Origin of the sequence: Stenotrophomonas nematodicola, assembly GCF_009467805.1 — a bacterium.
Classification (GTDB): Bacteria; Pseudomonadota; Gammaproteobacteria; order Xanthomonadales; family Xanthomonadaceae; genus Stenotrophomonas; species Stenotrophomonas nematodicola.
Genome location: NZ_WIAY01000002.1, coordinates 492,525 through 515,078 on the forward strand (window position 1 = coordinate 492,525; position 22,554 = coordinate 515,078).

The window sequence follows — 22,554 nt, forward strand, 5'->3', positions numbered from 1 at the left end:
CGATCCGTGCCGAGCATAGCCGGCACGGCGTGCAGGCCGCCACGGATTCAGATCTTGAGGTAGATCCGCCGCCGGTCCAGCGCCCACATCACGCCCCACCACAGCGCCACGAAGGCCAGCGCGCAGCATAGCGATGCCAGCGATGCCGACGGCAGCCGGGCCGCCAGCCAGGCGTATGCCGTGGCCCACACGCCGCTGGCCACCAGCACCAGCGACATCGCCGACGACCCGAGGTAGGCCGCAATCGCGTTGACGCCGAAGCGCCGCCCCAGCGCCGGCGCGCCCCAGCGATCCACCAGCAGATGCGCGGCCAGCAGCGCGAGCACCGACAGGCCACCGGCCCACAGCACGAAGCTGGGCGTCCACAGGTGCTTGTTGAGCGGCAGCCACAGGGTCGCCAGCGCGCCAAGGGCCACGCACGCCAGGGCCAGGCCGCCCAGCCGGGCAAGCTGTCCGGTACGCAGCCACGCACCGGCGCGCAGGCCCAGCAGCGTGGTCGCAATGGCGCCGGCAGTGCTCAGCAGTCCTTCCGGATCGTGGCCCAGGCCGGTTTCGGTGGTGTACGTGTAGAGCATCGGGGCGAACAGTGCGGTATCCAGGCGGCTGGCCACATTCACCCACGGGTCGAGCGATGCGCCGCTCAGCAGCATGAGGCCGTAACCGGACAGCAGCACGCCCATCACCCCCCATTGCGTGCGCGCACGGGTGTGAATCGCCAACAGGCCCACTACCGCCACGCACACGGCGATCCGCTGCAGCACGCCCCACAGGCGATACGCCGGCAGCTCGAACAACCACCACGCCAGCAGTTGCAGCAATGCGCCAGCGACCAGAATGCGCAACGCGCGCTGCAGCAGCCCGCGACGCAGCGCCGGCCGCGCCGCCGGGTCGTGCGCACGCGGCACCAGGCTGAAGGCCATCGACACGCCGGCGATGAACAGGAACAGCGGGAAGATCAGGTCGGTCGGGGTGAAGCCATGCCAGTCCGCGTGCAGCAACGGGGCATATACATGGCCCCAGTCGCCCGGATTGTTGACCAGCAGCATCGCCGCAACGGTCAGCCCGCGCAGTGCATCGATCGAGCCCATGCGCGGGGATGAAGCGACGCTCATGCGTCTTCGCGCTGGCCACCGATCCACGTGCTGCGCACCTGCAACGCATCGTCCAGCAGCACCAGGTCGGCGCGATGGCCTTCGGCAATGTGGCCGTAGCGATCATCCAGGTTGAGGAACTCCGCCGGATAGGTCGACGCCATGCGCGCCGCCTCGGCCAGCGGCAGCCCCAGCAGCTGCACCGCGTTGCGGACGGCCGTGGCCATGTCCAGCGCTGAGCCGGCCAGCGAGCCGGCCGCGTTGCGCACCACACCATCCACCGCAGTGATGACCTCGCCATACAGCACGTAGCTGGGGTCCTCCGCACCCACCGGCGGCATCGCATCGGTGACCAGCATGACCTTGCCGCGCGGCTTGGCCGCCAGCGCCACGCGCAGACTGGCCGGATGCACGTGCACGCCATCGGCGATGATGCCCACCCAGCTGTCGCGGTCTTCCAGTGCCGCGCCGACCGCGCCCGGCTCGCGACCGGTCAGGGGCGACATCGCGTTGTACAGGTGGGTGAAACCGCGGATGCCCGCCTCCAGGCCGGCACGGGCCTCTTCGTAGCTGGCGGCGGTATGGCCGGCGGCCACCACCACGCCCCGCTCGACCAGCGCGCGGATGCTGTCCAGCGGCACCCGTTCCGGGGCCAGCGTCAGCAGCGTGACGCCGTTGTCCAGCGACGCCGCCAGCGCGATCTCGGCCGCATCGGGCACGCGGAACTTGCTGGCATCGTGCGTGCCCTTGCGCGCCGGCGCGATGTACGGCCCTTCCAGATGGATGCCGAGCACGCCCGGCACGCCATCGATGATGGCCTGGCGGGTGGCGGCGATGGCGCTGCGCATCACCTGCAGGTCATCGCTGATCAGCGTGGGCAGCAGGCCGGTGGTGCCAAAACGCCGGTGCGCCTGGGCCAGCGTGCGCAGCGTGGCCACATCCGGCGTGTTGTTGAACAGCACGCCGCCGCCGCCATTGACCTGCGCATCGATGAAGCCCGGCAGCAGCCAGCCGCCGCCAAGATCCACCTGTTCGTCGGCCTGGCCGAGCGTGGGCGCGGCATCGGACACCAGCGCGGTGATGCGGCCACTTTCGATCACGACGGCGAGGTCGTCGCGGAAGTCATCGCCAGCCAGGATGCGGGCATTGCGCAGCACGGTTTTCATCAGACGGTTTCCGTCACCTTGTTCAGATGCGGCGGCAGGTCAGGGTTGTGCCCACGACGCAGTGCCAGCGCGTTGATCGCGCGGTAAAAGGCCTGCACGGCCAGCAGCGGGGCGCACGCCGGATGCGGCGCAGCCGGCAGCGCCAGGTCGCCGCCCACAGCGGCCAGCCACACCTGCGCATCACGCGCGGCAAACTCCTCCACCACGGCACGGGTGCCTGCGCCGGTTTCGTCGGGCTGGGCAAAGGCCAGCACCGGGAAGCCCGGGCCGACCAGCGCCATCGGGCCGTGCTTGACCTCGGCCGAGCTGTAGGCCTCGGCATGCAGGCCGCAGGTTTCCTTGAACTTCAGTGCTGCTTCCTGCGCCGCGCCGAGGCCAAGACCGCGGCCGAGCACGAACAGGTTGTGCGCCGGCACCAGACCCTCGGTGAGCGACGACCAGTCGCTGTTCCAGGCCTGGCGGAGCGCGTCGGGCAGCATCCGCAGCGCGGCGATCAGTGCCGCGTCCTGGCTCCAGTACGCCACCAGCTGCAGGATCGCCGACAGCGAGGCGAGATAGCTTTTGGTCGCCGCCACGCTGCGCTCGGCACCTGCGCCAAGCGCAATCACGGTCTCGGCCAGCTGCGCCAGTGGCGAATCCTCCACGTTGACCAGTGCCACCACGCGCGCGCCGGCCGCCCGCGCGGCCTCCGCGTTGCGCAGCAGGTCAGGACTCCTGCCGGACTGCGAAATCACGATGTACAGCGCCCCGCGCAACTGCAGTGGTGCCTCATAGACCGAGCCCACCGACGGCGACGCCGACGCGGTCACCAGCCCGAGCCGGGTTTCCAGCAGGTACTTGGCATAGGTGGCGGCATGGTCCGAGCTGCCCCGCGCGCAGGTCACCACGAACGGCGGCGGCGCGGCGCGCAGGCTCGCCGCCAGCGTTTCCACCGCGACCTGATTGCGCGCGAACTGCGCGGCGATCACGTCGGCGGCTTCCGCAGCTTCGCGGTACATCAGGGTCTCGTGGGGAGCAGGCAGGGACATGGGGACTCAGGTCGTTTCAGGAGAGGGAGGGCGTGCACCCTGCGGGCGCATCGGGGCGGTGGAACCGCGCACCACCAGTTGCGGCACGAAGCCCTGGTTCTGCAGCTGCAGCGGCGCATCGTCGTAGGCATCGCTGCGCAGCTGCGCGATCAACAGGCGCGCGGCGTGCCGTGCGATGTCTTCGGTGGCCTGCTTGGCGGTGGTCAGCGGCGGCCACGACTGGCGCGAGAACGGGCTGTCCTCGAAGCCGGCAATGGACAGGTCGTAGGGCACGTTCATGCCGGCCGACTTGGCCGCCGCCAGCACGCCGGCAGCAATTTCGTCGTTGGAGCCGAAGATCGCGGTGGGCGGCTCGCGCAGCGCCAGCAGACGGCGGGCGCCGCGGAAGCCGTCATCGAAGGTGTAGTCGCCCTGCACCACCAGGTGCTTGTCGATGGTCATGCCGTAATCGCGCAGCGCCGCCTCGTAACCGGCATGGCGCTCGCCGCTGGAGCGGTGCGAGCTGCCGCCCCACAGGAAGCCGATGCGCTGGTGGCCAAGCTGGATCAGATGCTCGGTGATCTCGTAGGCGGCCTCGCGATCGTCGACGAACACGCAGGCACCGTCTTCCGGGTCGGCGGTGGCGGCAATGATGCGCACCAGCTTGATGCCGCGCGCGGTCAGCGCCGCGACCAGGTCGCGGCGTTCGGACATCGGCGCGGTCAGCACCAGCCCGGCCAGACGCGAACGCTGCACCCAGTCGGCCAGTTCCTCGGCCAGCATCGGCGAGCTGGAGTCGCACGGATGGATCTGCAGCCCGAAGCCGGTCTCGCGGCAAGCGGCCAGCACGCCGTTCTGCACGCCGATGATGTGGTACGGGTTGGGGTTGTCGTAGACCAGCCCGACCACCAGCGTGGTGCCGGTGCGCAGGTTGCGCGCGGCGGGATCGGGCTCGTAGTCCAGTTCGGCGATCGCGCGCAGCACGCGTGCCCGCGTGGCCTGCATCACCGAGGGCTCATTGTTGATGACGCGCGAAACGGTCTTCAACGACACCTTGGCCCGTTCGGCGACATCCTTGATGGTCGCTCTGCGCATGCTCTTGTCCTGCAGGTTCCGTGGAGCGTCCATGATCGCCGATCACTGGCCGTCGCGGGACAGGCCGACCCGGTGACCCCGGACCGAGTAGAACAGGATGTACAGGTAGCACGGGATCATCAGGCCGGCGAACACCCACTGGAAGTCGATATGCTGCTTCAGCACGGCGAACGCCTGCGGGATGATCGCGCCACCGGCGATGGCCATCACCAGCAGCGCCGAGCCGGTTTCGGTGAAGCGGCCCAGGCCCCGGATGGCCAGCGGGAAGATCGCCGGCCACATCATCGCGTTGGCAAAGCCGAGCGCGGCCACGAAGCCCACCGACACATAGCCGTGGGTGAGCAGCGCACCGGCGCAGAACACCACGCCCAGCACGGCCGAGATGCTCAGGTAGCGCGACTGCGAAACCAGGTGCGGAATCAGCGCCAAGCCGACCAGATAGCCCACCAGCATCGCGCCCAGGGTGATCGAGGTGAACATCTTGGTCTGGTCCAGCGGCAGGTCGAAGCCGTGGCCGTAGGTTCCGATCGCGTCGCCGGCCATCACTTCCACGCCGACATACACGAACAGGCACAGCACACCCAGCCACAGGTGCGGGAACTGGAAGATGCTGGTGCGCTCGGCCACGCCGGCCGCGCGTGCCGGGGTGGCGTTGGCCTCGGCGGTCTTCAGCTCCGGCAGCGGCGAGAACAGCACACCCACCGCCAGCACCACCAGCAGCCCGGCCATCGCCATGTACGGCAGCTGGATCTTGGCCGCGAAGTCATTGAGCAGCACCGTTTTGGCTGCCGCATCGGCCACTTTCACCTGCGCATCCAGGTCGCCGATACCGTGCAGCACCAGGGTGCCGATCAGTACCGGGGCCAGCATGCCGGCGATCTTGTTGCAGATGCCCATCAGGGCGATGCGCCGCGCGGCCGTCTCGATCGGGCCGAGGATGCTGATGTACGGGTTGACGGCCGTCTGCAGCAGGGCCAGGCCGCTGCCGATGACGAACAGGCCACTGAGCGCGCCGGGATACCAGCGCTGCTGCGCGTAGTGGGCAAACACCACCGCGCCGGCCGCCATCACCAGCAGGCTCAGGCTGAGGCCCTTTTTCATGCCGGTGCGCTTGAGGATCCACGATGCCGGCAGCGCAAGGAAGAAATAGGACAGGTAGAACACCATCAGCACCAGGAACGCGCCGACTTCGTCCAGCTCGAAGGCCAGTTTGACGAAGGTGATCAGCGGGCCGTTGAGCCAGGTGAAGAAGCCGATCAGGAAGAACAGCACGCCGATGATCAGGATCGAGGTGACCACGCTGGAACGCGCGGAAGCAGCAGGCACTGCAGACATCTGGAAGGCTCCTGCATCGACGGCGCGCAGAGCGGCGTCGGACAAATGGCTGGGAACAACGTTGTCACATTTATTCGACGTGCCCGCTGTCTTTGTCAACAACTTGCTGCGGCCCCGCGCTGCCATCCGGTCATGCTGCACCTGCGCAAACCGCTGCGCTGCGCCTGCAGCACCGGCGTGCAGCGCCGGTTTTCAGCGCGTTTGCGAAAACATGACGGCAGTGCGGTGAAAACGTTTTCGCGCGCAACCGCCCGTTGCAGCGCACCATCGAAAGTCGGAGGTTATCGTTGACATCGTTGTCAGAACGATTACAGACTCCGCCTCAATCGCCGGGCAGCAGCCTGGCCGTGCGCACCCAAGGGAGTCCGTGTGACCGCAGCTGCCCACTCTGTCCAGGCCCATGCCGCCTCCCCGGCGGTGCCGCCGTTCCTGGCCGCCGACGTGGGCGGGACGCATGTGCGGGTGGCCCGGGTCCAGGCCAGCCAGGATCCGGACCATCCGGTGCAGCTGCTGGAGTACCGCAAGTTCCGCAACGCCGATTACCCCGGGCTGAGCGCGATCCTGGCCGAGTTCCTGGCCGACAGCCCGCGCCCGGCCCACTGCGTGGTCGCCACGGCCGGCTATGCGCGCGACGACGGCACGGTCATCACCGCCAACGTGCCGTGGCCGCTGTCGGCCCGGCAGATCGAACGTGAGGTCGGCCTGGACCAGGTCTACATCGTCAACGACTTCGAAGCCGTGGCCTATGCCGCCGCACAGGTCGATGCCAGCGGTGTGCTGCAGCTGACCGGACCGGCCACGGCGCCGCGCGGCCCGACCCTGGTGGTCGGCCCCGGCACGGGACTCGGCGCGGCCGTGTGGATTCCCACCCCGCACGGGGCAGTGGTGCTGGCGACCGAAGCCGGCCAACCGACCCTGGCCACCACCACCGAACTGGAAATGGCGATCGTGCGGCAGATGCTGCGCGACCGGTCGCACGTGTCGGTCGAGCAGGCACTGTCCGGCCCGGGTCTGATGAATCTGTACCGCGCGCTGTGCGCGATCAACGGCCAGGCCCCCACGCTGGCCAGTCCGGATGCGATCACCGCTGCGGCGATGGCCGGCCAGGACGCGCAGGCGCGCCAGGCGCTGGAGGTGTTCTGCGGGCTGCTCGGCAGCACGATCGGCGACATGGCCCTGCAATACGGCGTCACCGGTGGGGTGTACCTGGCCGGCGGCATCCTGCCGCAGATCCGCGAATTCCTGTTGAACAGCAGTTTCGTCGAGCGCTACCTCAACAAGGGGCCGATGCGCGAAGCGCTGGAACGCATTCCCGTGAAGGTGGTCGAGCACGGGCAGCTGGGCGTCATAGGCGCTGCCAGCTGGTACCTGGGCCGTCAGGACGCCTGAGCGGGCGCACCGGACAACGCAACACGCAGTACGTGGCAGAGAAAGACGCGCACCGGCAACGGGCGCCCGGCAAGGTCGAACCAACCGCACGCCGTCGCTGGCGAACCATCGGATTGATGAGGAGAGACATCATGAACCACCGCAAGAGTCTGCTTTCGGCAGCCATTTTCAGCTGTCTTGCCTTCAGCGCCCACGCGCAGCAGACGCCCCAGGACCTGGACACCGTGCAGGTCGTGGGCATCCGCGCCAGCCTGGAGAAGTCGCTGGACACCAAGCGCAACAACGTCGGTGTCTCCGAAGCGATCACCGCCGAGGACATCGGCAAGTTCCCGAGCACCAACGTCGCCGAGGCGCTGTCGCAGATCCCCGGCGTCACCCTCGACCGTCGTTTCGGCCAGGGTGAGCGCGTCAGCATCGACGGCACCGATCCCAGCCTCAATCTGACCTTCCTGGACAACCACCCGGTCGCCCAGGCGATCTGGCTGTACGGCGAGCAGCCCAACCGTGGCTTCGACTACACCCTGCTCTCGCCGCAGATCCTGGGCCGTGCGGAAATCATCAAGTCGTCCGAAGCGCGCCTGACCGAAGGCAGCCTGGGCGGCACGGTGCTGATGCACAGCCGCAAGCCGCTGGACCTCAAGCAGAACGAAGTGGCTGCCTCGATCGGCTACAGCTACAGCCAGCAGGCCAGCGAAGGCAAGCCGAATGCGTCGGCGCTGTACAGCTGGAAGAACGATGAGGAAACCTTCGGCATCGCCGTGTCGGCCCAGCACTACGAAGAAGCCGTGGACCGCCAGGGCATCGAAGTGTTCGGTTATGCCAAGGCCTCCACTTTCACCAATGCCACCGGCGTGGCCGGTGACGTGGACGTGCCCAACTCGATCAACGCCGCGTGGTTCCAGCAGGAACGCAAGCGCGACAGCGCCGTGGTCAACCTGCAGTTCAAGCCGACCGATGCGCTCGAGTTCAATCTGAGCGGCCTGTACATCAAGGAGAGCTTCGACAACTACAACCAGTCGATGTACTCGTTCCTGACCTGGAATCCGGGCACCGTCGGTGCGGTGGACCAGCTTGGCGGCGTGCGCAACGGCGTGGCCACCAGCGGCCACTCCAACGCCAGCGCCACCGCCAACAGCGGCACGGTGATCTACGACAACAACGTGCGCGAATCGGAAGTCACCACCAAGGGCCTTGACCTGCGTGGCGCCTGGAAGGGCGAGCGCTGGGGCGTGAGTGGCCAGGCCGGCCAGAGCAAGTCGGAAAACAAGGATCTGGCACAGTACTTCATCGAGCCGTTCTACAACGGTGCGTACAGCTGGAACATCAACGACGGCCTGAAGTTCGACAACCCGACCGACGCGCGCGATCCGGCCAAGTGGAACTCCGCCGGTGGCTGGTTCGGCAACAACGGCGTCTTCTCCACCGAGAGCAAGGACAGCTACGCCCAGCTGGATTTCAACGTCCAGTTCGACAGCATCTTCAACCAGCTGCAGTTCGGCGTGCGTCACGGCAAGCATGACGAAGACTTCAAGCTCAACGTCTACGGCGGCGTCCGTCCGGGCAGCCTGGCCGACGTCGGCACCATCGGGCTGACCGACATCCAGGGCTTCGGCGACGACCAGTCGCGCCACATCCAGGCCGGCCGCAACAACGTGCTGAACTGGGTCAAGGGCAGCCCGCTGGACTTTGCCAACCCGGATCCGTCCAGCTACCTCAACAACAGCTGGGCCCTGCAGCAGACCAACAACGCCGCCTATGCACAGTTGAACTTCTCCAACGGCCCGCTGCGCGGCAACGTCGGCGTGCGCTACGTCGATTCCAAGACCAAGGGCAGCGGCTTCGTCTACGGCGGCACACCGACCCTGGACGACCTGGACAGCAAGTGGCAGACCCGGACCAAGTCCGAAGACTTCATCCTGCCGTCGCTGAGCCTGGCCTGGGATACCGACAGCGACTGGGTGTTCCGCTTCGCTGCCGCCAAGGTGATCGCCTGGGCGCCGTACAACCAGATGGTCAACAACACCTTCCTCAACGACACCCAGCTCACCGGCAGCGGCGGCAACGCCAATCTGTCGCCGTATGAGTCGTGGAACTACAACCTGTCGGCCGAGTATTACTTCGCCCCGCAGTCGGTGGTCGCATGGTCGGTGTTCTACAAGAAGATCGACAACTACATCGACACCTCGGCCACCATCGAGCGTCAGTACAACTCGATCCGCGATACCTCGCCGGCCAACTGGGCCAACATCGTGGGCACCAACGGCTGCGCGGCTGATGGCTACTGCGACTACAGCATCCAGCGTCCGCGCAACGCCGGCAGCGGCCACGTCAAGGGCTTCAATATCAGCTTCCAGCAGCCCTTCGGTGAAAGCGGCTTCGGCCTGACCGCCAATTACACCTACGCCAACGGTGAGAACAACACCGGTGATCCGCTGCCGTACCAGTCGCGCAATGCGGTGGCCTTCAGCCCGTACTACGAGAAGGGCCCGATCAACGCGCGCCTGACCTACAACTGGCGCTCGCATTACCTGGCCGGCGGCTACGTGGCCGGTGCCGCCCCCGCCAGCGTGGACGACTACGCCGAACTGGGTGCGAGCGTCGGCTACACCTTCAACGAGAACTGGTCGCTCAACATCGACGCACAGAACCTGCTGGATGAAACCTACTTCCAGTACCTGGGCGACAAGGAGCATCTGGCCGGCAAGTACAAGAGCGGCCGCCGCTACATGGCCACCCTGCACTTCAAGTTCTGATTCCCGACGCAGTACGCTGAACGCCTGAACGACGGGCCCGGACCTCCGGGCCCGTTTTTACAGGTGGACCCCGATTCGCTACAAAGGAATGACCCGATGCTCACCCGCACCCGTCGTACCTCGCTGTCGCTGCTGACGTTCGCGCTGGCTGCTTCCCTCGCACCGCTGGCCCAGGCCGCCGATGCCCTGGCACCCGATGGCCCGCGCGCTCTGCCCGGTTCGCTGCCGCTGATGCCCGTGCCAGCCAGGGTCGAACGCATCGACGGTGCCGGTTACACCGTCACCGCCACGACGCCGGTCCATGCCGAGGGCGATGCCGCGCGGCGCGTCGCGGGGCAGTTCACCACCCTGCTGCGCGACAGCGGTGGCCCGGCGCTGCAGGTGCAGGCGGGCCGCGGCAAGGAGGGCGTGCGCTTCGTGCTCGACAAGGCGCTCAAGACCGGCGCGGAAGGCTATCAGCTGCGCACCGGCAGCACCGGCGTGACCGTGCAGGCCGCCACCGAAGCAGGCCTGTTCTACGGTGCGGCGACCCTGTCACAGCTGGCTACCACGGGCGCGGGTGGCACTGTGCCGGCGCTGCGCATCGACGATGCCCCGCGCTTCAGCTGGCGCGGGCTGATGCTCGATTCGGCACGCCACTTCCAGAGCCTGGACGAGATCAAGCGCGTGCTCGACGCGATGGCCGAACAGAAGCTCAACACCTTCCACTGGCATCTCACCGACGACCAGGGCTGGCGCATGGAAATCAAGCGCTACCCGAAGCTGACCGGGGTCGGCAGTTGCCGCATTCCTGCCGGCGACGGCGGCCGCGATCCGGCCACCGGCGCGCCGCGCCCGTACTGCGGGTTCTACACCCAGGACCAGATCCGCGAGGTCATCGCCTATGCGGCCGCGCGCCACATCCAGGTGATTCCGGAAATCGACGTGCCCGGCCATGCCACCGCCGCGATTGCCGCGTACCCCGAACTGGGCACGCTGGATACCCCGCTCACGCCACTGAGCGAATGGGGCGTGTTCCCGAACCTGTTCAACACCGAGGAAAGCACGTTCCGATTCCTGGAGAACGTGCTGGAGGAAGTGATCGCGCTTTTCCCCGCCAAGTACGTGCATGTGGGCGGCGATGAAGCGGTCAAGGACCAGTGGAAAGCCTCGGCCCGGGTGCAGGCCCGCATGCGCGCGCTTGGCGTGGGCGACGAGATGGAGATGCAGAGCCATCTGATCAAGCGCCTGGAGAAGTACCTGGAACAGCACGACCGCCGCCTGATCGGCTGGGACGAGATCCTCGAAGGCGGCCTGCCGCCGGAGGCCACGGTGATGTCGTGGCGCGGCACCGAGGGGGGCCTGAAGGCCGCCAGCGAAGGGCATGACGTGATCATGTCGCCGGTCACCGACATGTACATGGACTACCTGCAGACCACCTCGGACAACGAACCGCCGGGCCGCCCGCTGACCACGCCGCTGGCGCGCGTGTACGGCTTCGAGCCGGTCCCCGACGCGCTGGCGCGCGACAAGCAGCAGCACATCCTCGGCCTGCAGGCCAACATGTTCACCGAGCACACGCGCAGCTACGCGCGCCTGCAGCACAACCTGTTCCCGCGGTTGGCCGCCGTGGCCGAAACCGGCTGGTCGCCGCGTGAACGCCGCGACTACGGCGACTTCCTCGCACGTCTGCCGACCCAGCTGCAACGCTGGCAGGCGATGGGGATCGCCTACGCGCAGACCCCGTTCGAGGTGGAACTGGACACCCGCGACGACCGCAAGGCCGGCACCGCCACACTCACGCTGCGCAATCCGCTGGGCTACGAGATCCGCTACAGCACCGATGGCAGCGCGGTCACGCCACAGTCGCCGCGCTACAGCACGCCCCTGCAGCAGCCGCTGCCGGTCGCGCTGCAGGCGGCCGCCTTCTTCGACGGCAAGGCGCTGGCCCGTGCGGCCAGCCGCTTCGATATCACCGCCGCCTCGCTGCTCAGCCGCACCGATGAGCACCTGGCGCTGTGCCCGGGCGAAGGCAAGCTGCTGCTGCGGCTGGAAGACGACGGCCCGGCCGACGGCGCGCGGGCGATCTTCAACGTCAACATCTTCAATCCCTGCTGGTTCTGGCAGGACGCGGACCTGGACGGCATCGCGCGCCTGCGCGTGCGTGCCGGCCAGATTCCGTACTACTTCCAGCTTGCCCACGACGAGCCGCAGCGCCGATTCAGCCCTGCACGCAGCGCGCACGGCGAGATGGACATCCTCAACGGCCAGTGCGATGGCGCCCCGCTGGCGACCGTGCCGCTGCCCGCCGTACCGGGCAAGGACGGCTTCATCACTCTGGAGGCCGCGCTGCCGCGTTCGCTCAAGGGCACGCAGAACCTGTGCGTGCGCTTCGCCGGCGACACCCGGCCGACGATGTGGGTACTGGACGAACTGACCCTGCTGCCGAAGTAGGGTTCACCCCAAAGGGGCCGTGCCGGCCGCTGGCCGGCACGACCTGCGATGGGTGCGGTGGCTTACCCGCGCAGGCGGACCAGCAGATCGCGCAGCGGGGTGAACGCGAGCGACATACCGGCCAACACGCCAAGACTGTTGGCCAGCGCATCCATCGGGTCGGCCATGCGGTCGCGGGTCAATGCACCCTGCGCGACTTCAATGCCGCTGCCCAGGCCAACCAGGCCCACCGCTGCCCATGCCAGTGGCGCACGTGGCCGGTAGATCTGGACCGCCGCCGAAGCCAGCAGGAAATACGCCAGGAAGTGCTCGACCTTGTCGCTGTTCTCCGGCAACGCCAACGGCGGTGGCGGGATCAGGCAGACAGTGACCGTGACCAGGATCGCCAGCCACCACAGCGCCAGCCACACCCGCGGCCAGCGCAATGGCTTCAACACGACGATGCCTGCCACCTCACAGGCGCCAGGTCAGGTCGCCGAGCAGGAATGCGGCCTCGAACGTCACATCGCGCTGGAAGCCCATCACCTGGAAGCGCTCACCCATTTCTGTGGGCAGGGTGAGTTTCTTGACCTGGTCGCGCAGGCGCACGCGCCCGATCTCGTCGGTGCGCGCCTCCGCCTTCTCCAGCAGCCCGTCCAGGCCGTTGCCGAGCAGGAAACTGGCCTGCGTGCAGTAGCCGGCAAGCTCGAACCCCGCCCCGGTGCCGGCCTCGGCCAGCGCGGTGAAATCCACCGACGCGGTCAGGTCCTGCAGGCCCGGCCAGCGGTAGACATCGTTGTGGACGTGGTGGCGGTAGAACGCGCGCATCGTGCCGTCGTCGCGCTCGTCCTGGTAGAACTCGTTGCGCGGATAGCCGTAATCCACGAACAGCATCGCGCCACGCTTGAGGCCGCCGGCCACCGCCTGGATCCAGTACGGCAGCTGCGGCAGCAGCTCGGACCGGTAACCGTCGGCGAAGGGCTTTTCGCGGTAGGCCTCCACGTGCCGCACGGCCGCACCGAGCAGCGCGTCGGCTGGCTGCGCACCGCGCACGAACGCGCCCTGCGCGTCCAGCTCCACGGTTTCCTCGTAAATCATGCCGTCCTTGGCCAGGAAACGCGGCGTGGGCAGCGCATCGATCACCTCGTTGGCGAACACCATGCCTTCCCAGTCGTCGTCGAACGGCCCGTCCAGCCATTCCACCAGCGCGAACAGCGGCGGTACCAGCGCCTTTTCCAGGCGTTCGCGCTGGCGCTCGCGCAGGTCCGCGCTGGGCTCCAGGATCGCGTAGCGGTCCGGCAGCGCATCCAGCTCCAGCATGCGCTTGAGCAGGATCTCGGCGAACGCGCCGCTGCCGCCGCCCAGTTCCAGGAACCGCGCCTGCGGGCCGAGCTGCTGCATCACCGGCGCGACCGCGTTGGCCACGGTGGCGGCGAACAACGAGCCGATTTCCGGCGAGGTGGTGAAATCGCCGGCGCTGCCGAACTTGCTGGCGCCGGCGCTGTAGTAGCCCCACCCGGGGGCGTACAGGCTCAGCTCCATGAAGCGCGCGAACGGCATGGCACCGCCATTGGCGAGGATTTCCTCACGCAGGGCGGCGGCCAGCGTCTCGCTGTGGGCCAGGGCGTCGGACTCGGGAAGGGGCAGTGGGGAATGCATGGCGCGGGCGATTGCGGTGACAATGCACAGCATAGCCGAGCAGGGAGTTACCCCCGATGACCGACACCGCGCCCGTGGCGCTGATCACCGGCAGTGCGCGCCGGATCGGCGCGGCTATCGCCCGCCAGTTCCATGCCTGCGGCTGGTCGGTGGTGCTGCACGCCCATACCTCCACCGCCGAGCTGCAGCAGATGGCCTTCGACCTTGACATGCTGCGCCCCGGCAGCGTGCTGGCCCTGCAGGCCGACCTGCGCGATGCCGACGCCCTGCCCGACCTGGTCGAGCAGACCGTGGCGCAGTTCGGGCGGCTCGACGCGCTGGTCAACAACGCCTCCAACTTCTACCCCACCCTGCTCGGCCAGATCACCGCCGAGCACTGGGACGACCTGTTCGCGGTCAACGCGCGCGCGCCGCTGCTGCTGGCCCAGGCCGCCGCGCCGCAGCTGCGCCGCCACCAGGGCAGCATCGTCAACCTGACCGATCTGCACGGTACCCAGCCGATGCGCGACCATCCGGTCTACAGCGCGGCCAAGGCGGCACTGGAAATGGTCACCCGGTCACTGGCGCTGGAACTGGCCCCCAAGGTCCGGGTCAACGCGGTGGCGCCCGGCGCGATCCTCTGGCCCGAGCAGGGCAAGGACGATTTCGCGCAGCAGGCGCTGCTGGCCCGCACGCCACTGGCCCGCACCGGCACCGTGGAGGAGATCGCCGAAGCCGTGTACTGGCTGGTCAGCGACGCCCCGTTCATCACCGGCCACACCCTGCGTGTGGATGGCGGCCGCCAGCTCACCTGACATGGGTGCCGGTCAGCGGCCGGCCCTACAGCGCCACTTCCTCGAAGCGGTCGTGGTGCTGCCCATGTGCCCGCCACAGCGTCGCCAGGTCCAGCCCGCTGACCGGGTCGATGAAGTCCGGGGCGATGTCGGCCAGCGGCTTGAGCACGAACGCGTGCTTGAGCTCGGGGCGCGGAATGCGCAGGTGGCCGGGCCCTTCCACGATCAGGTCGCCATAGAACACCACGTCGATGTCCAGGGTCCGGTCGCTGAAACGGGGGCCGCTGCGATCACGCCCGTGGGCGTCTTCCAGCGCGTGCAGCCAGGCATCCAGCGCGTCCAGCGGCAGGTCGGTCTCGATCACCACCGCGTTGTTGAGGAATGCCGGACCGTCGAAGCCGACGGCCGCCGTCCGGTAGGCCGGGGAGACGCGGATGTCGCCGAAGCGCGCGCGCAGGGCCTCCACCGCGGCGTGAAGATGCTGTTGCGGCTGCAGGTTGCTGCCCAGGCTCAGGAGCGCAGTGGTCATGGTATTCAGCGTGCGTGGGGCGAATCCACATGGTGCCGTCACGGCCACCGCATAGAATCGGGGTGCACATCATAGGACACCGACATGACCTATTGCGTCGGCATCGAGGTGAACGAAGGCCTGGTCTTCGCCGCCGATACCCGCACCAACGCCTCGCTGGATGATGTCCGCGTCCACCGCAAGCTGCATGAGTTCGAGTTTCCGGGCGAAGCGGCCCTGGTGATCATGGCCGCCGGCAACCTGGCCACCACCCAGCTGCTGATCTCGCGGCTGCGCCGGGACGTGGAGGAGCAGCGCGCGGAAAACCTGCGGGCGTACCGGCACCTGTTCGAGGTCGCCGAGTATGTTGGCCGCGTGCTGGTCGACAGCCAGGTCAATGCCACCTCGCAGGACGCCGGCCACGATGGCATCGTCACCCACGCCACCCTGATCCTGGGCGGACAGATCGCCGGCGAGCACCCGGGCCTGTACATGATCTACCCGCTGGGCAACGCCATCGCGGCCTCGCCAGAAACCCCGTTCCTGCAGATCGGCGAGTCCAAGTACGGCAAGCCGATTCTGGACCGCATCCTGCGCCCGCAGACCCGCCTGGAAGACGCGGCGCGCACCGCGATCGTGTCGCTGGATTCGACCATCCGCTCAAACCTGTCGGTGGGCCTGCCGATGGACCTGGTACTGATCCGCGACGGCGACCTGCGCATCAGCCAGCGCATGCGGCTGGCCGGCGATTCGCCGTTGTATGCCGAAATCCACGGCAGCTGGTCGCACAAACTCGAGCAGGCCGTTGCCAGCCTGCCGGCGTTTCCCTGGGAACACTGATGCAGGTACCGGCCGCTGGCCGGTACGCCCTTGCAGACGCCCTTACGCCGTCTCCAGCGCCTCGGCCACCGAGCGGAACACCTGCTGCATTTCCAGCGGCTTGCGCAGCACGTGCACGTTGATGGACGGCGGGAACACCGCCAGCGGCACGGTCACGTCGGCTTCTTCCAGCACCAGCGCCGGCCCTCGATAGCCAAGCGACGCCATCTCGCCGAGCAGATGGCTGGCCGAGAGCAGCTTGGAGCCGGCATCGGCGATCACCAGCGCCGGCATCGCCTCCTGCTGCATCCAGCGCAGCGCGGCCGCACCGTCGGAGGCCAACTGCAGGTGGTAGCCCTGGCTGGACAATGCGTTGCCGAGCAGGGACAGGCGCGTGGCCTCGCCGTCCACCACCAGAATCGACTGGCCGGCACCGGCAGCGATCGGCCCGTCGATGGCCTCGTGGGGGGCCGCCAGCTCCTGCATCGGCAGCAGCAGGTCGAAGCGGGTACCCACGCCGGGGACGCTGTCCACATGGATGCTGCCGTGCGCGCCTTCGACGATGCGCTTGCACGAAATCAGGCCCAGACCGGTGCCGTTGGCCTTGGTGGTGAAGAACGGATTGAACAGGTGCGACAGGGTGTCAGCGTCCATACCGGTGCCTTCGTCGGTCACCGAGATGCGCAGCCAGTCCTCGCCCTTCCCGTCCAGGTCCGCTGCCGCGCGCAGGGTCAGGCGTCCGCCGCCGGGCATGGCCTGGATCGCGTTCAACGACAGGTTCAACAGCACCTGCTGCAGTTCGGTGTAGTTGGCATCCACCGCCAGGCCTTCCTCGGCCACATCCAGCTGCAGGGTCACCTTGTCGGGGAGGTTGCTGCGCAGCAGCAGCTCGACCGCCTCGAACAGATGGGCGATGCAGATGTGCTCGCTCGGCTTGCGCGAGCCACGCACGAAGGAGAGCATCGACTCGGCCATCTCGTGGCCGCGCCGGCCGCACTCGGCGATCACGTCGGCCAGGTGGTGCAGCTGCGGGTCCTCGGTGCGGGCCTTGAGCAGGTCCGGCATGATCAGCAGCGGCTGCAGGATGTTGCGCAGGTCGTGGCTCAGCCCGGCCGCCAGCAGCGACAGGCTTTCCAGCCGCTGGGCGCGCATCAGCTCGGCTTCCACGCGCTGGCGTTCGATGCCGCTGCGCGCCTCGCGCACGGCGCGGGCCACCGCCGACGGCAGTCGCGCCGGATGGTGCTTGATGATGTAGTCGTTGGCGCCCTGGTGCAGGGCCGCCACCGCGTTTTCCTCACCCATCGTGCCGGACACGAAGATGAACGGTACATCCGGGCAGGTGGCGCGCACGATCTGCAGGGCCTCGTTGCCGGAGAAGCCGGGCATGCTCAGGTCCGAGAGCACGATGTCCGGCAGGAAGCGCTCCAGCGCCTCGCGCAGTTCATCGGCGCTCTCGACCCGCTCGAAACTGGCCTCAAGGCCGGCATCGAGCATCTGCTCGCACATCAGTTCAGCGTCTTCCGGCGAGTCTTCGATCAGCAGGACACGCAGTGCACCCAACGCAGGGCCGGTCAGCGGCATGGGATTACTCGAGTTCCGGAGCCTGGTTGATGACGGCCCAGAACTTGCCCAGGGTCTGCACTGCGCCGAAGAACTGATCCACGTCCACCGGCTTGACGACGTAGGCGTTCACGCCCATGTCCCAGCTGCGGGCCAGATCGCTCTCCTCGCGCGAGGAGGACAGGATCACCACCGGCAGGCGCTTGAGCTCGTCGGTGCTGCGGATTTCGCGCAGCACTTCCAGGCCGTCCATGCGCGGCATCTTGATGTCCAGCAGCAGCACCGCCGGCAGACCTTCCTCGCGGTTGGCGAAGGCGCCACGACGCAGCAGGTAGTCCATCGCTTCGACGCCGTCTTCGACGTGCACGATCGGATTGGCCAGGCGGGCTTCTTTCAGCGCGTCGACCGCCATCTCGGCGTCGGCAGGGCTGTCCTCGGCAAGGAGGATGGTACGGAGTGCGGTCATGCGGCAGAGCCCTTGTTGATTGCGTCGAGTGCAGGAGGAAGGAGGAAGTGGAACGTGGCGCCCTGGTCGACCACCGACTCGGCCCAGATGCGGCCACCGTGCCGGGTCAGCACGCGGCGCACGCTGGCCAGGCCGATGCCCGTGCCTGGGTAGTCGCTGGCCTTGTGGAGCCGCTGGAACACGCCAAACAGCTTGCCGGCGTAGGCCATGTCGAAGCCGGCGCCGTTGTCGCGTACCGAGAACAGGTGGCTGCCATCGGGCTGCAGCTTGTAGTCGATCTCGATCCGCGCCGGATCCCGGGTGGAAGAATACTTGATTGCGTTGCCCAACAGGTTCAGCCAGACCTGCCGCATCATGTTCTCGTCGGACACGATGATCGGCAGCGGGGCGATCGACCACTCAACCTGCCGCTGGACGCCGCTGGCCTCGGCTTCGCTCTGCAGGTTGGCGTCCAGCATCGAGCGGGTGTCGGCGACCAGCGACTGCATGTCCACCGCCTGCAGGCGCATCGCCGCCCGACCCAGGCGCGAGTAGACCAGCAGGTCGTCGATCAGCGCGGCCATGCGCCGCGCCGAGTTGGAAATCACCCCGAGGTAATGCTGGGTCTTCTCGTCGGCCTCCTCGCCCAGGTGGCGGGTGAGCTTGTCCGAGAAGCCGGCGACATGCCGCAACGGCGCGCGCAGATCATGCGAGACCGAATAGCTGAATGCTTCCAGTTCGCGATTGACCTCCGACACCTGCTCGACCTTGCCTTCCAGCTGGCGGTTCAGTTCCTCCACGCGCTGCTGTACCGCACGCTGCACGGTGACATCGCTGACGGTCATCAGGACGACTTCGTCGTCCTTGTCCGGCAGCGGCATGCGCCGCGCGTTGATCAGCATCGTGCGCGACACGTCGTCCGCCGTGCGCTGCTCGTGTTCGTAGTCCCACAGTTCGCGGCCACGCACCAGCACATCGGTCAGGCGCTGGCGCACCACCGCGTCCTTCCAGGCGCCATCGCCGACGGTGTCCAGCGCCATGCCGTCGGGCGAATCGGCCTCATCCAGACCGTACAGCTCGGCAAAGGCCGGGTTGTGCATCTGCACGCGCAGCTGGCGATCCAGCAGCACGATGGGTTCGCGCACCGTATGCAGCACCGAGGCCGCGCGTGCGGCCGAGCGCAGCGACTGCCGTTCGGCATTGAGGCGGTGGCCGATCTGCCGGTGCAGCAGCCACAGCACCAGGCCCAGCAGCAGCAGCTGCACGATCAGCGCGCTCCACGAGATAATGTCGCTCTGCCGCTGTTGCTTGACGAGGTTCGCGGTCCGCTGGGCGAGCAGATTCTCCTCGTGCTTCTGCAGGTCTTCGACCAGGTTGCGGATCGGGTAGCGGGTGGTCATGTCCTGAACCAGCTGGCGCTGGTCGGAGGTCGGCGAGGAGCGCGCCAACTGTTTGGCCAGCTCCATGCGCCGTTCCAGCATGGACTCGATGCGGCCGATGCGCACCAGCTGGTCGGGGTTGTCCTGGGTCAGCATCGCCAACTTGGACAACCGGGTGGGGATGTCGTTGGTCTGGGCCATGCGCTCGCGCAGCCCGGGCGCGTCGATGCCCTTGGACATCGTCAGCGCGGCCGATTCCACGTCGCGGACGTCGGCCTGCAGCTGGTACAGCGCAACGCCCACCTGCTGGGTATGACTCACCCACTCCATCGCATTGGCGTTTTCCTGTTGCAGCTTGCGCTGCGTCAGCCACGGCACCACGATGATGGCGATCGCCGCCAGTCCCAGTGCTGGCAAGCGCCAGCGATCCCAGATTTCATCACTGAAAACCAGTGCCATAGTCCCTCGTCAGCTCACTGTGCCGTGACTGGCCATGCGCACCCGCGGCAGGCCGTCAAGCGCGCCACACCTGCGGTGGCGGAATGGCCAATATACCGCAGCCCATGTGTGAATACGGTGGTGGACCGGGCTGATGAACGCATAAAAAAGGGCGCGCCGGATGGCGCGCCCCCTCGGGTGCGGGGATGTACCGGCCAATCAGCGGGCAGCGGCCACCTTCAGTGCGCTGGCATCGACGCGCTTGACGCCTTTGATGCCCTGGGTCACGCGGACGGCCTTGTCATGCTCGGCCTGGCTGGCCACGGTGCCACTGAGGGTGACAACACCGTTGACGGTCTCCACCTTCACTTCGGTGCCGGGGACGTTCTTGCTGGTCAGCAGGTCGGCCTTGACCTTGGTGGTGATCCAGCTGTCGGTCACCGGTTCGGCGGAGTCATGGGTGTCGGCATGGGTCATCGCCGCCGCGTCGGTGCTCTTGGGCGGGGTCTTGGCCATGACCGAGGACGTGCCCAGCACCATACCGAAGGCCAGCGAAGCAGCAAGCAGATTACGGGTAGTAAGGGTCATCTCGGATGTCTCCTGCGGGTTGGTGGGCCCAGTGTCGATGCAGCGCCGTGTGCAGCACGTCGCCGCGGCATAACGCTGCTGTGAACCGCTCAGCTTCCTGCACCGCCGTTCAGATTTCCGTGCGTCATGCGCAGCCGGTACGCTCTGCATTCCCCCTGCTTCGTGGAGTGCGACATGGCCACCGCGTTGAATATCGGGCTGATCGGCTACGGACTGGCCGGACGCGTGTTCCATGCGCCGTTGATCCGGCACACGCCCGGCCTGGTGCTGCACGGCATTGCCAGTTCGCGGCGCGACCAACTGCTGCGCGAGTTCACCGACGTGCGCATCTGCGCCGATCCGCAGCAGCTGTTCGATGATCCCGCGGTGGATGGCGTGGTGATCGCCACGCCGAACGACACCCACGCGCCGCTGGCCCATGCCGCGCTGGCCGCAGGCAAGCATGTACTGGTGGACAAGCCGTTCGCGCTGTCGGTGGCCGAGGCCGACGCCCTGCTGCAGGCGGGGCTCGCCGCCGAGCGCGTCATCACCGTATTCCACAACCGCCGCTACGACGCCGATTTCCTGACCCTGCGCCAGCAGGTGGCCGAAGGCTGTCTGGGCGAGATCGCCGAGTGCCACTCGCATTTCGACCGATACCGGCCGCAGGTACGCGACCGCTGGCGCGAAGGCGACGGCCCCGGTGCCGGGTTGTGGATGGACCTGGGCCCGCACCTGCTCGACCAGATGCTGCAGCTGTTCGGCTGGCCGCAGGCGATCAGCGTGGATCTGCTGGCGCAGCGCGCGCACGCGCGCAGCGACGACTACGTCCATGCCGTGCTGCATTACCCGCGACACCGCGCGATTCTGCACGCCGGCTCGCTGGTGGCCGCCGGCACGCCGCGCTTTGCCGTGCATGGCAGCGCCGGCAGCTGGGTCAAGGAAGGGCGCGATGTGCAGGAAGACCAGCTGCGCCGCGGCATCGCGCCCGGTGCCCCGGGCTGGGGCATCGACCCGGTGCATGGACACCGGGTGGTGGTCGATGCCGAAGGGCACGCGCACCGCAGCAGCGTGGACAACCTGCCGGGCGACTACCGCGCCTGCTACGCCGCCTTCCGCGACGCGATGCTGGGCCAGGGCGAACCGCCGGTCACCGCCGCGCAGGTGATGCAGGTGATGCGCCTGCTCGATGCCGGCCAGCGCAGCGCCGCGCACGGCGCGCGCATCGCCCTGGAGTGAACCGCCGGCTCACCCCTTCGGGTGGATGGCGTGGCCACCGAACTCGTTGCGCATCGCCGCCAGCAGGCGGTCGCTGAAGGAGTTCTTGTCACGCGAACGCAGGCGCTCCAGCAGCGACAGCGTGATCACCGGCGCCGGCACGTCCAGGTCGATCGCCTCGGCCACGGTCCAGCGGCCTTCACCGGAGTCCTCCACGTACGGCGCGATGCCGTCCAGCTGCGGGTTGCGGCCCAAGGCATCGGCGCTCAGGTCGAGCAGCCAGGAGCGCACCACGCTGCCGTGCTGCCAGGCCCTGGCGACCTCGGCCAGATCCAGGTTGAACTCGGACTTGTGCTGCATCAGCGCGAAGCCTTCGGCGTAGGCCTGCATCATGCCGTACTCGATGCCGTTGTGGACCATCTTGCAGAAGTGGCCGGCACCGCTGGGACCCACATGCGCCCAGCCGCGGTCGGCCGCCGGCGCGAGCGTGCGGAAGATCGCGCCGACGCGCTCCACGGCCGCCGCATCGCCGCCGATCATCAGGCTGTAGCCCTCCTGCAGGCCCCACACCCCCCCGCTGGTCCCGCAGTCCAGGTAGGTCACACCGTCGGCCAGCAGCTGCGTGGCGCGGCGCATGGAATCCTTGTAGTAAGAATTGCCGCCGTCGATGACTACATCGCCCTCGGCCAGGTGCGGGGCGAGCGACGCCAGCGTCTGGTCCACCACCTCGCCGGCCGGCACCATCAGCCACACCACGCGCGGCACCGGCAAGGCGGCCAGCGCATCGGCGACCGCCGCGGTGACCTCGATCCCGCGTGCGGCCGCGCTGGCACGCGCGCCTTCACCGGGGTCCACGCCGATCACGCGGTGCCCACCGCGCTGCAGCCGTTCGGCCATGTTGGCGCCCATGCGCCCCAGTCCAATCATTGCAATGTCCATC

General features: G+C 67.9%; 19 protein-coding genes. 6 read left to right on the plus strand and 13 right to left on the minus strand.

Annotated features, from left to right (window positions below):
• Positions 1 to 47: 47 nt before the first annotated feature.
• The 5 genes from GDJ08_RS09700 to GDJ08_RS09720 are packed head-to-tail and all read right to left on the minus strand — an operon-like array spanning position 48 to position 5,694.
• Positions 48 to 1,112 (minus strand): acyltransferase family protein, encoded by a 1,065-nt coding sequence (locus tag GDJ08_RS09700; protein ID WP_153164778.1) that lies wholly within the window; start codon positions 1,110 to 1,112, stop codon positions 48 to 50.
• Positions 1,109 to 2,257, minus strand: a complete 1,149-nt coding sequence (gene nagA, locus GDJ08_RS09705) for an N-acetylglucosamine-6-phosphate deacetylase (RefSeq protein ID WP_017354396.1) — start codon at positions 2,255 to 2,257, stop codon at positions 1,109 to 1,111. Before nagA ends, GDJ08_RS09700 begins: the two co-directional genes overlap by 4 nt.
• The gene (locus tag GDJ08_RS09710) at positions 2,257 to 3,285 is read right to left on the minus strand and encodes an SIS domain-containing protein (protein ID WP_153164779.1); all 1,029 of its coding nucleotides are present in this window, start codon (positions 3,283 to 3,285) and stop codon (positions 2,257 to 2,259) included. The genes nagA and GDJ08_RS09710 overlap by 1 nt, the downstream gene beginning before the upstream one ends.
• Before the next feature lie 6 nt (positions 3,286 to 3,291).
• A complete protein-coding gene (locus GDJ08_RS09715) occupies positions 3,292 to 4,359 on the minus strand; it encodes a LacI family DNA-binding transcriptional regulator (RefSeq protein WP_026070492.1) in 1,068 nt (355 codons plus the stop codon).
• A 42-nt stretch (positions 4,360 to 4,401) separates the two neighbouring features.
• On the minus strand, positions 4,402 to 5,694 hold the full coding sequence (locus GDJ08_RS09720) for a sugar MFS transporter (RefSeq protein ID WP_017354399.1): 1,293 nt from the start codon (positions 5,692 to 5,694) through the stop codon (positions 4,402 to 4,404).
• A 369-nt stretch (positions 5,695 to 6,063) separates the two neighbouring features.
• Here GDJ08_RS09720 and GDJ08_RS09725 point away from each other — a divergent pair, with 369 nt between their 5' ends.
• From GDJ08_RS09725 to GDJ08_RS09735, 3 genes are all read left to right on the plus strand, one after another.
• Positions 6,064 to 7,083 carry a glucokinase family protein gene (locus tag GDJ08_RS09725; RefSeq protein ID WP_026070493.1) on the plus strand — a complete coding sequence of 340 codons (1,020 nt, stop codon included), beginning with the start codon at positions 6,064 to 6,066 and terminating at the stop codon, positions 7,081 to 7,083.
• Positions 7,084 to 7,214: 131 nt separating this feature from the next.
• Positions 7,215 to 9,836, plus strand: coding sequence for a TonB-dependent receptor (locus tag GDJ08_RS09730; protein ID WP_017354401.1), 2,622 nt, complete (start codon positions 7,215 to 7,217; stop codon positions 9,834 to 9,836).
• A 96-nt stretch (positions 9,837 to 9,932) separates the two neighbouring features.
• Entirely contained in the window at positions 9,933 to 12,269 is a 2,337-nt protein-coding gene (locus GDJ08_RS09735; RefSeq protein WP_153164780.1) for a beta-N-acetylhexosaminidase, read from the plus strand.
• A gap of 62 nt (positions 12,270 to 12,331) precedes the next feature.
• On the opposite strand, the gene GDJ08_RS09740 is transcribed toward GDJ08_RS09735, so the two are convergent.
• Both GDJ08_RS09740 and GDJ08_RS09745 read right to left on the minus strand, forming a co-directional pair.
• Positions 12,332 to 12,712, minus strand: a complete 381-nt coding sequence (locus tag GDJ08_RS09740) for a VanZ family protein (protein ID WP_229296503.1) — start codon at positions 12,710 to 12,712, stop codon at positions 12,332 to 12,334.
• A 10-nt stretch (positions 12,713 to 12,722) separates the two neighbouring features.
• Positions 12,723 to 13,907 carry a class I SAM-dependent methyltransferase gene (locus tag GDJ08_RS09745; RefSeq protein ID WP_153164782.1) on the minus strand — a complete coding sequence of 395 codons (1,185 nt, stop codon included), beginning with the start codon at positions 13,905 to 13,907 and terminating at the stop codon, positions 12,723 to 12,725.
• 56 nt (positions 13,908 to 13,963) lie between these two features.
• Here GDJ08_RS09745 and GDJ08_RS09750 point away from each other — a divergent pair, with 56 nt between their 5' ends.
• Complete coding sequence (locus tag GDJ08_RS09750; RefSeq protein ID WP_017354405.1) at positions 13,964 to 14,701, plus strand: pteridine reductase; 738 nt, start codon at positions 13,964 to 13,966, stop codon at positions 14,699 to 14,701.
• A gap of 25 nt (positions 14,702 to 14,726) precedes the next feature.
• On the opposite strand, the gene folK is transcribed toward GDJ08_RS09750, so the two are convergent.
• Complete coding sequence (folK, locus tag GDJ08_RS09755; RefSeq protein ID WP_153164783.1) at positions 14,727 to 15,209, minus strand: 2-amino-4-hydroxy-6-hydroxymethyldihydropteridine diphosphokinase; 483 nt, start codon at positions 15,207 to 15,209, stop codon at positions 14,727 to 14,729.
• An 84-nt stretch (positions 15,210 to 15,293) separates the two neighbouring features.
• Here folK and GDJ08_RS09760 point away from each other — a divergent pair, with 84 nt between their 5' ends.
• Entirely contained in the window at positions 15,294 to 16,028 is a 735-nt protein-coding gene (locus GDJ08_RS09760) for a proteasome-type protease (RefSeq protein ID WP_017354407.1), read from the plus strand.
• A gap of 42 nt (positions 16,029 to 16,070) precedes the next feature.
• On the opposite strand, the gene GDJ08_RS09765 is transcribed toward GDJ08_RS09760, so the two are convergent.
• From GDJ08_RS09765 to GDJ08_RS09780, 4 genes are all read right to left on the minus strand, one after another.
• Entirely contained in the window at positions 16,071 to 17,588 is a 1,518-nt protein-coding gene (locus GDJ08_RS09765) for an ATP-binding response regulator (protein WP_017354408.1), read from the minus strand.
• Positions 17,589 to 17,592: 4 nt separating this feature from the next.
• Positions 17,593 to 18,033 carry a response regulator gene (locus GDJ08_RS09770; protein WP_153164784.1) on the minus strand — a complete coding sequence of 147 codons (441 nt, stop codon included), beginning with the start codon at positions 18,031 to 18,033 and terminating at the stop codon, positions 17,593 to 17,595.
• Positions 18,030 to 19,850, minus strand: a complete 1,821-nt coding sequence (locus GDJ08_RS09775) for a sensor histidine kinase (protein ID WP_017354410.1) — start codon at positions 19,848 to 19,850, stop codon at positions 18,030 to 18,032. The genes GDJ08_RS09770 and GDJ08_RS09775 overlap by 4 nt, the downstream gene beginning before the upstream one ends.
• A gap of 198 nt (positions 19,851 to 20,048) precedes the next feature.
• Positions 20,049 to 20,417, minus strand: a complete 369-nt coding sequence (locus GDJ08_RS09780) for a BON domain-containing protein (protein WP_017354411.1) — start codon at positions 20,415 to 20,417, stop codon at positions 20,049 to 20,051.
• Positions 20,418 to 20,591: 174 nt separating this feature from the next.
• On the opposite strand from GDJ08_RS09780, the gene GDJ08_RS09785 reads away from it, so the two are divergent.
• Positions 20,592 to 21,635, plus strand: coding sequence for an oxidoreductase (locus tag GDJ08_RS09785; protein ID WP_017354412.1), 1,044 nt, complete (start codon positions 20,592 to 20,594; stop codon positions 21,633 to 21,635).
• 9 nt (positions 21,636 to 21,644) lie between these two features.
• Here the strand turns inward: GDJ08_RS09785 and gnd are convergent, their stop codons facing one another.
• On the minus strand, positions 21,645 to 22,553 hold the full coding sequence (gene gnd, locus GDJ08_RS09790) for a phosphogluconate dehydrogenase (NAD(+)-dependent, decarboxylating) (protein WP_153164785.1): 909 nt from the start codon (positions 22,551 to 22,553) through the stop codon (positions 21,645 to 21,647).
• Position 22,554 lies beyond the last annotated feature (1 nt).